General features: G+C 36.6%; 5 protein-coding genes and 2 pseudogenes. 4 read left to right on the top strand and 3 right to left on the bottom strand.

All coding sequences use genetic code 11. The features are described from left to right. A pseudogene (locus tag PR800_RS09940) lies at window positions 1–490 on the top strand (AbaSI family restriction endonuclease); the annotation flags it as partial. 204 nt (window positions 491–694) lie between these two features. Here the strand turns inward: PR800_RS09940 and PR800_RS09935 are convergent. Next, window positions 695–802 (bottom strand): annotated as a pseudogene (locus PR800_RS09935) (integrase arm-type DNA-binding domain-containing protein); the annotation flags it as partial. 520 nt (window positions 803–1,322) lie between these two features. On the opposite strand from PR800_RS09935, the gene PR800_RS09930 reads away from it, so the two are divergent. Beyond that, window positions 1,323–2,219 (top strand): hypothetical protein, encoded by an 897-nt coding sequence (locus tag PR800_RS09930; protein ID WP_272530724.1) that lies wholly within the window; start codon window positions 1,323–1,325, stop codon window positions 2,217–2,219. A gap of 122 nt (window positions 2,220–2,341) precedes the next feature. Here PR800_RS09930 and PR800_RS09925 read toward each other — a convergent pair whose 3' ends face one another. Further along, a complete protein-coding gene (locus PR800_RS09925) occupies window positions 2,342–6,370 on the bottom strand; it encodes an NACHT domain-containing protein (RefSeq protein ID WP_272530723.1) in 4,029 nt (1,342 codons plus the stop codon). Between the two features lie 288 nt (window positions 6,371–6,658). On the opposite strand from PR800_RS09925, the gene PR800_RS09920 reads away from it, so the two are divergent. Together PR800_RS09920 and PR800_RS09915 are read left to right on the top strand one after the other, a co-directional pair. Then, window positions 6,659–8,377 carry a hypothetical protein gene (locus PR800_RS09920; RefSeq protein ID WP_272530722.1) on the top strand — a complete coding sequence of 573 codons (1,719 nt, stop codon included), beginning with the start codon at window positions 6,659–6,661 and terminating at the stop codon, window positions 8,375–8,377. A gap of 47 nt (window positions 8,378–8,424) precedes the next feature. Further along, a complete protein-coding gene (locus tag PR800_RS09915; protein ID WP_272530721.1) occupies window positions 8,425–8,697 on the top strand; it encodes a hypothetical protein in 273 nt (90 codons plus the stop codon). Between the two features lie 217 nt (window positions 8,698–8,914). Here PR800_RS09915 and PR800_RS09910 read toward each other — a convergent pair whose 3' ends face one another. Continuing rightward, window positions 8,915–9,736, bottom strand: coding sequence for a DUF932 domain-containing protein (locus PR800_RS09910; protein ID WP_272530719.1), 822 nt, complete (start codon window positions 9,734–9,736; stop codon window positions 8,915–8,917). Window positions 9,737–9,746: the final 10 nt, after the last annotated feature.

Genomic DNA, 9,746 nt, shown 5'->3' with positions numbered 1-9,746 from the left:
AGAAGCCCAAGGCTTATTTCGTCCTTGGGACTATGACAGCCGTTATACCTCTCAAAAGCATATTGACGAAGGCGTTATTGAAGTGGGTCCTTACGCAGTATTCCGATATCACAAGGATGCTTTGCAGTGCTTTGGTTATGGGGATAAAGGACACCACCAATCAGGTAGCTGGCGGGTACCTGAGACTGTTGTAAAAGCAATCGGTTTGGACGGAGATGTAATGGTTTGGTTTCCACGGTTGTATAAGGCGGGGGAGTGGGACAATTCACTTTCCACTGATGGTGACCTGATAACGGAAAAAAGTCTTAATCCAACACGCAACTATAGGGAAACGTGGCGTTATCGTATCGTAATGGCTCACTCTCGTGATGAGCTGAACCGGACACTATATCGATTTCTTGGTATTTTCACTCAAGATGAGCAACAATCATCTGAAGGTGTTAATGTTTTCAAGCGGGTAGATACACGCATCAAGGTTTATACAACATAAAAGTAGTTCTACATTTTGTAGCTTAGCCATAATTAAATCTCTTGTGGCGTTGAGATTTAATTATGGCTGTTAAAATACTTGAATTACTCGACTAAAAAGCTCGTGCTGAATTTCTATTCGTGAACATTCGCTACAAGCATTAGCCCAAGTCTGGAACGGTAATTAAAAGTTGGGATTGATACGTGCTGATACTCCAGCATGCTCTTTTAGGAGGTAAAGAAGTCCGCCGCCATCATAGAGGACATAATCACTCTGTTTTGGCTTTGCTGCATCGATCTCTTTTGCGGATAATGGTTTGGTTTGTCTTGCCATTTTTGATGTTCCATTGTTTTTAGGCACCTCAAAAACTACAAAGGTTACGAGGTGCCTATCAAGGTGCCTAAGATGATTGGATTTAATTAGGTGACATCAGACTGCGCAGGACATAAAAAAGCCCGCAACTCATTGAGTTAGCGGGCTTTTCAGTCTTCTTTGGACGTCCTTAGAAGATAATTTGGTGGGCTGGCGGAGTCTGAATTCGTCGCTTAACTAAGTGATTTTATAGTGCTAATGTTCAATTCAACTTTTCAAAAGTGCCTATTAAGGTGCCTAAAAATATTTTGATTGTTTTTTGTGCATAGGAGTTAGTGGGGCACTTATTTACTATAGTTTGGTATTTTATCAGTTGATGTAGAAATTATTATTTTTCTTTTGTTGTTGGTAATCTTGTAAAGGGCGAATATGGTGTTTAAAGTTAAGTGTCACATATACTCGTTTGTACTAAGTAATGTTTATTTTGTTATTTTATAACATCTTTATACAAGATTTTAGCAAAAGATGAAAGGAAATAGGTATGAGCCAGTGGACACTTGATGATCTGCGCAGATTGGATAAAAAATATGCTGAGGATGGGATGCACGTTCATCAACGTCCGTTAGCAGCAGCAATGGATATACTAGGAACAGATTTTAGGCTTGGTTTTTTTAGTAATCCAGAGATTCAAAGAATCGTAGATGCATATACTGTTATGGTGCCTGAAGTTGAAACAAGCTGGCCTGGAGCAGGAATAGGTATGATTGCATCCATGGATCAAGTTAGAAAAATGATATTTCCTGTCTTATTCGGAGATAACGTGCTAGAGATTTGGCAAGTGGCAGGTTTTTCAAGTAATCAAGAGTGCTGGGAGTGGTGTCGAGAAGATAGAGAAATTGCAGCAGAAGTGTCTTTTGCTACTGCTGATCTTCATGATTTTACTATGGGTTTGAATGAAATAGAGGCATATGCCTCAGAAGTGTGTGCCTCAGAAGCATTAACACTCTGGAAAATGTCTCGCTCTAATCTTGAAGACATAGCAAATACACTGCCTAATAGCTTTAGTCATGATTCAGTTATCCAGCCCATTTGCATGGTAGCAGAGCTTTCCATTAAAGCGGCGTTGGTATGGAGTGGTGTTGATTTAAACGTTTTGAAAGGTAAGAATGGCCATAACCTTACATATTTGTCACAGGCTATGATGGAGAAATTACCCCATCGTGATGATAAACAAATTAAAGCCGTGATTGATAATATGCCTCATTATGTAGCTAGCCGCTATAAGCCTGTGGGGCTTAAACGTCTTCAGGTTGTGCGATTGGCATTAGGCGTTCAGTTTGTTGCAGCATCTACCTTGCGTAGAATAACGACATCAGACCTAGCTATACAAGTAGAGTCAGAGGGATATCCTAGTTTACGCCCAACATTTAGTATTTGAGTGAGAAGCTGTACTTCATAAATTATTATTTTACCTCAGTGTATTGAACATCACGAGAATGATTTTTATTAATGTTTCCAGCCAGTAGTGTAATTAAAAATGATGGATTTATAGTTAGTGGCTTATTTCCTAGATACATCTAGAACAAAAATATCTATAAATTTTCGCAGTTCAGCAGGGAGCTTTGCTTCAATACTATTTTTAAGCTCTTGGGCAGATTTCAAACCATGTTTTTTCCTACCAGCAACACTTTCCATTTCACCAAACCATATGACAAGGAATATACCTTGCTGCTCAGCATCAGGATGAATCGAATAACGCTCATATAGCTGAGATGAAGCTGCGTCATAGAGTTCTCTGTGCCATTGCCCTTTTACTTCAGTTACGAGTAGGCGTCGTTTACCATTAATAACTTTGGATGCAGTAAAATCGCTTCTATTTTGATCTTTTAATTGGTGCTCTGGTGTTATAGTTATACCTTGAGATTCAAGTCTTAAACTTAGTCGCTCAGCGATTATTTGTGTAGACCTAACTTCATCTAATCGTTCATCTTTTTCATAAAAACGATCTACTGGGTTAAATTCCCCTCCATGTATTGATTTTTGGAATTCATATAGTTCCTGAATAATGAGTTCACGTAACCCTTCAACTGTAATAATCGTACCATGATCTAATAATTTAACAATTTCTAGGGGTGTTGGTGGTGCAAAATCTTGGAGAGCAAATTTTCTAATTTGGCTGGCATATATACTTTGTAGTTCTTTATTCATTGAATTAAACCGAAGATCACTCATAAGGCGCTTCAGTACATCTAAAGATTCAACAGCATCATCTGAGCTTATTTTGAATATTAATCCAGTTAGGAATCTATAACCTTTTTCTTCATTGGGGCTATTACTTCCCCAACTATTAGGTAATTTCATTGCAGGCCATTTATCAAAAAAGGCATCTAAGATCATTTCAATTTTTATAGAGGTAAGTTTGGGCCAAGATTGATCATCATAATTACTTAAGTCCCCAGAAATTTGCTCAAAAAGAAGTAAATTATCTTTTGGGGATTTTAGAATGTCCCAATGTTCATTAGTTATGTCGTCTAAAAAAAAGAAACCACGAATGAGCCAAAATATTTTTTTTCTTGCCGTATTTTCATCTTCTTCATATTGATTAATATTTTCATATAAAAGAGCAGAACAACGTTCTTTAATGATTTTGTTCAAGCTATCTCTGCACCCATTGTTTACCGCAATTTCAAAAAGAGTATTTAACGAATCGATAGATAAATTAGGGTATTTATCTAACCATTCTATCGATAATTTTTCCCGTAGATGATTAAAAGTTGTATCAGAAGCTAATAACCAAATTTCTGGATGTGGGCATGGTTGGGCTAATTGAGGCTCTAGGTATTGCCTAAGATACAGTTCTGCATAGGACTTATCACTAAACAATAGGCGATCAACTTCAAATTGTAGAGTCTTACATTCATCTTCTGAAACTGCTTGGTATCCTAGAATAAAACTTGTTCGCAATGCTTCAAGAAGAGGTTTAGATACACCTTCTAAGTTTCCATTGTTACGTAGAATTTCTAGGCATGCGGCATATAAAATTCTTTCGGATTGCTTATGTTTAGACTCACACCTTAAGTTAGCTAATTCACTGAGGTTTGGTACGTTTGGTGCAATGAAGTCCAAGCAGTTTTTTAATGCATTTTTGACTAATTTTTCATCTTCAAACTTTGCTTTTATTGTATCTGGTCTGAAAAGGAGAAGGTTAGCAAAATGGTCAAGATATCCCCAGTGACGGCCGCTTTCTATAAGTTCTCTATTTTCGTTAAGAAAATTTTTATTTTTTTCATTAATTTTTTTTTGTTTTTTATTGTAACGTTTAATTCTATTATTTCGCTTGAAATAGCGTGGTTTATATTCAGAATTAGAAAGTTTTATGGCTTTATTAAAGCGAGCCCACTCTTTCATAAAAAATATATTGGAGTTTGCATGTTGGCGCATTAATTTTCTTAGGTCATATATCCATGTTTGTTCCTGTGGATGATAATAATTAGGGCGAATAAGAAAACAAGACCATAGGTTCACATTTTCGTTATTAAAAGCTAAATTAAGAAGAAAACTATAATCGTTTATAGTCAGGTTTAACCCTGAATGAGATTGAAAACTACCAGAGAATTTATCACTTTTTAGATCATAAATTATTTCTTTATTTGTTAATGAACCAAATACGTGTGATATAATTCCTTGTCTAAGTACATTGTTATTCTGTAGTACTTCAACAGTTTTGCTTTGGTCTGCTTTTACTTGATTATGAAAATTAAGATTACATATCCATTGCCAAACCTGTTTAGGTTCAAAAGGTGGTGATGCAAGTTCAAAGTAGCGGTCAAGTATTGAACCAACAATTTTACTTATACCATTACGGCAATCACATTCATACGATTCTTTATTACATTGGCAGCTTAAACTATATGTAAGTTCATCAAGAAGTGGTTCTAATAATTTCAGTGGGAAATGAGCTATTAGTTTCTTAATGAAATAACGAGAACCAATGACTATTTCGTGTCTTTCTTTATGTCCTGGATATAGGTGTGTACAAGTGAGTAAAAATTTCGCAATATCTTTATGAGTAAATTGATCTAGGCCTATAGCCTCAATCGTTTCGGCTGCGATATATAGTGAGGTACTGGTAGCTTCAGATATTAGAGTAGGAAGAAGGCTGCTATGGTGATATGTCGGGACGTTTAACAAACAACGACTAGAAAGGGTTCTAATATTCTCTGACTCATTAGGGTCTAAGACTAGTTTACTCAACTCAGTGATCAGCAAATTAAGCACCGGAGAGTCAACTAGTAATTCCAGTATTAACCCTCGTAAATGACCAGTATTCCCATTCATTATTATTTGCTTTAATTCATTTAAAACATCTTGTGTAAAAAAACCGGATACGCTAAATCTACGCCAAAAATCTCCCCGTCGGAAATAAGGGTCTGTCGCTTCAATTTCTATTAGCTTGTTTATAAGTAATCTTTTTGATGAGGGTTCTAGTTGGGATGGGTCACCATTAGCTAATACTGCATAGGCGTCAACATTGATTATTGATTCTTGAATTGTTTTATTACCCAGCGAAGCCATCCAGCCAAGTAGACCTCTTAACTCATCTCTTGGCGTATTGTTAGGTGCAATTATAGGTAGACATTTTACTAAGGATAGCGAATCTTCATTACTTGTGATTCGATTCACGAGGTATTCAGCGGCACAGTATTCGGCTACAATTTTATGGACAGGATGGTGCTTATCTTCATTGTCAGCAGGCCTAAAAAGTCTGGTAGACAATATATCAGAACACATAATTTCACTATCAAATAGTGAAGACAAAATCGGATACATCCGAGTTTCAGTTGCTTCTGTTGTATTAATTCCTTCCGCTCCTGAAAGGAGTAACTTTGCGAATACTTCGGAAGATAGAGAGATCTTCTTATTATTGGATAGAGCTGATGGTGCTTTGGGGATGCTGCTGTTTGTTTCTTTAGCTAATCGCTCAACGGCTAAAGAAAAGATGGAACGCTTATCAGTGAAATACCCATTACTTTCTAGATACGCGTCGGCAAACATTTTTAGGAACTGCGGGTTTGGTAACAACATTTCTAAATTAAACCTAGCTACTTCAGTTTGGAATTCAGAAAAATTTTCTCCTAAAGCATAGTGCTCAAAGATAGCTCGTTGTTCATTTATGGTAAATTCATCTAATTTAACAATGGTTACTGGATTTCCGATAAATTGTTCGAAAAGTATCGAAGATGATTGCGCCCATTCACTGGACCTGCTAGATAGAATTAGTGAGGTAGGACTCGACTTTTTTGCAGTTGCAAGTAATTTATGAAGTCCTGATTGATCAATAGCTGCAATTTCATCGACGGCATCGATGACAAGAGGTGTATTGTCAATGTTAGCTCCCATATAGGCAAATACACTAGCTTTGAGTGATTTGATGTTTAGCTTTTGGGCTAAACTGTTCATCAATTCTGTTTTTCCAGCCCCCGGTTCTGCTAAAATCACGATGTACTTAAATGTAGCTAACAATTCTGCTTCAGAATAGTGTTTTTGACCAATAGTAAAGGTTCGCTCAATATAATATTTTGAAATCATAGTAAAAGTTAGTCTTCATTAATTAATAGGTGTTACATACATTTTCAGCCAGAAAATAGTATGGTTATTATAACATTTATTTTAGGTAAACTGGAGTGTATTAGGTTGATAATTCAGTAACATTATGACTGAAATCATTTTGGTTCCTAGAACTGTAGTCTTTGGGCCAGATATAGATATGTTGAGAAAAAACTAGATTTAAAATAGTAATTGAGTTGCTAATATTACATAGGGTATTGTAGATGAATTATTTTATATGGCTATAATAAAAAAGGATCTTAAATTAAGATGAGTAGTTTTAGAGGTTTTATTTATGATGCGTTTGATTATTATTTAAGTGATATAGAGAAAGTAACAAGCAGCAACACTAAATTAAGGGAGTTCTCGCACTCAGATAAAAAAAATGATCTGACAAAGGATGATTTTATTAAAATATATAGACGACCAGAACATATTACCGATTTGATGCTTTGGCCTCCTAATATTTTTGCTGTATTAGCTACCTTTCTAGATAAAAGAGGAGGGTATAGACTTTTGATTTCTGGTGAAGATGATATTAATTGGAAACGAGAAGATGTAAAAACTGTAATAAAAATTGCTGAACACTGGAAAAATGTTCTTTTTAGTCCCCCAGAGAAAGTAGTTTCTGATAGTTACGATTTTATTCTACAGTCATTACAGAACGTATTTAAATATGAATACCTAAATAAGGATATAACAGTTTTACTAACCGATAGTCAATTTATACATGGTGTTTTGATGCTAACTATGGCTTCTGATGAGTCATTTAACTCTAAAAATTTTCAAGATGCATCTCCTGATTGCCTTGCCAATGAGGTTTTGAGACAATTATCATTAATTTATCAACCCGCTGAATATCAGCTATCGTTCACTGATCGACACTTCGGTTCTGTACACCAAAAAAGCACGGTGTGTCAGAGTGGTGTTTCCTTAAATAGTATGTCGCATTTTATTGCCTTAATTAAGCCTGAGATAACATTAAAAACAGTTGAAAGGAGTGGCGAAAAATCTGATGAGGTGATGAATTTATTAATTTTACCATGGCCACTTAAAATTGACATGGTATCTTTTCAACCTTTAAAAGATCAACGTATGCTTGAAATGGAGAATGATTTTGGTTTTTTTTCATATCAACCATCTAATCCAATACAGTTAAATGATATTGTGGATTATGTAAGAAGGGCCACAGATCTTATTGGGCATATAGATCTACTCGTTTTACCTGAGTGTGCACTTGAGCAGGAGGATGCAACCTCTCTCGCAAAATTACTTTTTGAAGATAGTAAAAATATGAAATATCAATGCCCAGCTTTTATCACGGGAACCTATGAAACGAAAAAGACAGGCTATAGTCGTAATCAGTTGAAAATGTTTGTTCCACCAGATTTGAAGGACAAAGAGGATGATTTTGGAATTCCAAATATTCTAACTCAAAATAAACATCATCGTTGGTATCTTGATAGGCCTCAAATTTTTAACTATAAGCTTGGCAGTTATTTGTCTCCATCAAGGAAATGGTGGGAATATATAGAGGTTAGTGAGCGTAGTTTGATTAATTATCGTTGCCATATGCAATCAATACAAATTATTCCTCTTATATGTGAAGATTTAGCTAGACAAGATCCAGTTGCGCCCTCAGTTAGAGCTCTAGGACCTTCACTTATCGTAGCCTTGCTTTTGGATGGTGCACAGCTCAAGAATCGATGGCCTGGCCGCTATGCTAGTTTTTTATCTGAGGATCCAGGTTCTGGAGTATTAACAATTACTCCACTTGGCATGACGTTGAGAGCAGATGGGACAGGGTTTCCACCTAGCAGAACGATTGCATTCTGGAGTGAGCCCGGTACTTATCGTGAACTAAGTCTTGATAATGATACAAATGCAATGATTTTAACCCTTGAAAAGAAAAAAGTGACACAATGGACTGCTGATGGACGGCGTCACTCCAGAGTATCTTTACACTATTCAGGGAATGTTTGTCTTTGAAAGCGTGCTATAATTATTAAGCTATATATTGTTTTGGAGGTTGATAAATGAACAGCTCTGAAATTAAGCAGTTAAAAATTCTTGGTGAGCTAATGCATTCTCAAAAAGATCGAGTTTATGATCTTGTAAATAGAGATCGCTTAAGAGTGGCTGAGCCTGCAAGGGACTTTTCTCGAGAGTTGCTACACAATACAGTTCAAGTAGACCATATAACTAGTGAACATGTTGATCAGGTATACGAAAATAGTTTTCGTATAAATGATCTAGATGGTAGATACAAGTTCATAGCAGATGTTTTAAAAAAATCTATTGGCGAATAAGTAGATATTTATCCTTCTGATTTGTTAGGATTAAAAGTGGTTTTATTAATAATTGGTATATTTTTTATTAAATGTGACCGCTTATGCGGTCACTGAACTGAACGATAAAACTATTTTAGTTCCGTTGAGTTTCTCTTAGGATAGTCTTCTGATTGAGATTTATAGGGTTATTAGTGAAACATACGACGGTGTTGAATGATTCTAATACAGATTGCTACTAATCAAAACACTCATACATCTTTTCAGTCATCACCCACAATGCCTTATTCAATTTAATATCCCCATCAATACCATTCACCGAACGTGTGCGAGCTCGCTTGCCTTTAGCGTTCCTACCTGATAACCCTCCTTTAATTAAATTTTCCTGCAAACGTTGGTATACCGTCCAAAGATCATCTTTCTTATCCTCCCAGCGGCGAGGCTGTAATACCTGTTCTTCAGTAATAGGTTGATGTTCCTCACCAAAGCGATACGTCAAAGCCGCCTGTGCCAAGGCTTGTTGTGCTGGTGGCGGTAACATAAGAGATTGCATTTGTTCACGCTTTTCAGCTACCGAGTCAAAAATTTCCAGTACCTCATATGCCCCTTCAATAACTTTCTCCACCACGTTACCCTTATGGGGAATACGCATTTCACCTAAGACGTCACCGCACACCAAACCGTTAGAACACACTGCTCTAAAGAGTCCCGGCAACATCTGATAGCTGCTTGAGCCATCATGGCTATTTAAGAGAATAATTTCAGGGACTTGTACACCAGTAATTTGGTCATGACGTCGAAGCCGTAACATGTGCTTGGTGTGCTCTCGACGACTCGCATCACGCACACGAGTCTGACAAGCAAAGAACGGATAGAAGCCTTCTTTTTGCAGGCTATCTAACAAGGTAATGGTTGGGATGTAGGTATAGCGTTCACTGCGGGAATCGTGCTTCTCTTCAGAAAATACACTCGGTACAGTATGGAATAACTCTTCGATGGTGAGTGGACGGTCACGGCGAATACTGTTAGCAGAGCCAAAACGCGAAGCTAATAAACTCATGATAAAACTC

Source organism: Providencia sp. PROV205 (assembly GCF_028479505.1).
GTDB lineage: Bacteria > Pseudomonadota > Gammaproteobacteria > Enterobacterales > Enterobacteriaceae > Providencia > Providencia huaxiensis.
Note: the sequence above shows the minus strand (reverse complement) of the source record. Positions and strands in the feature narration are given on the sequence as shown.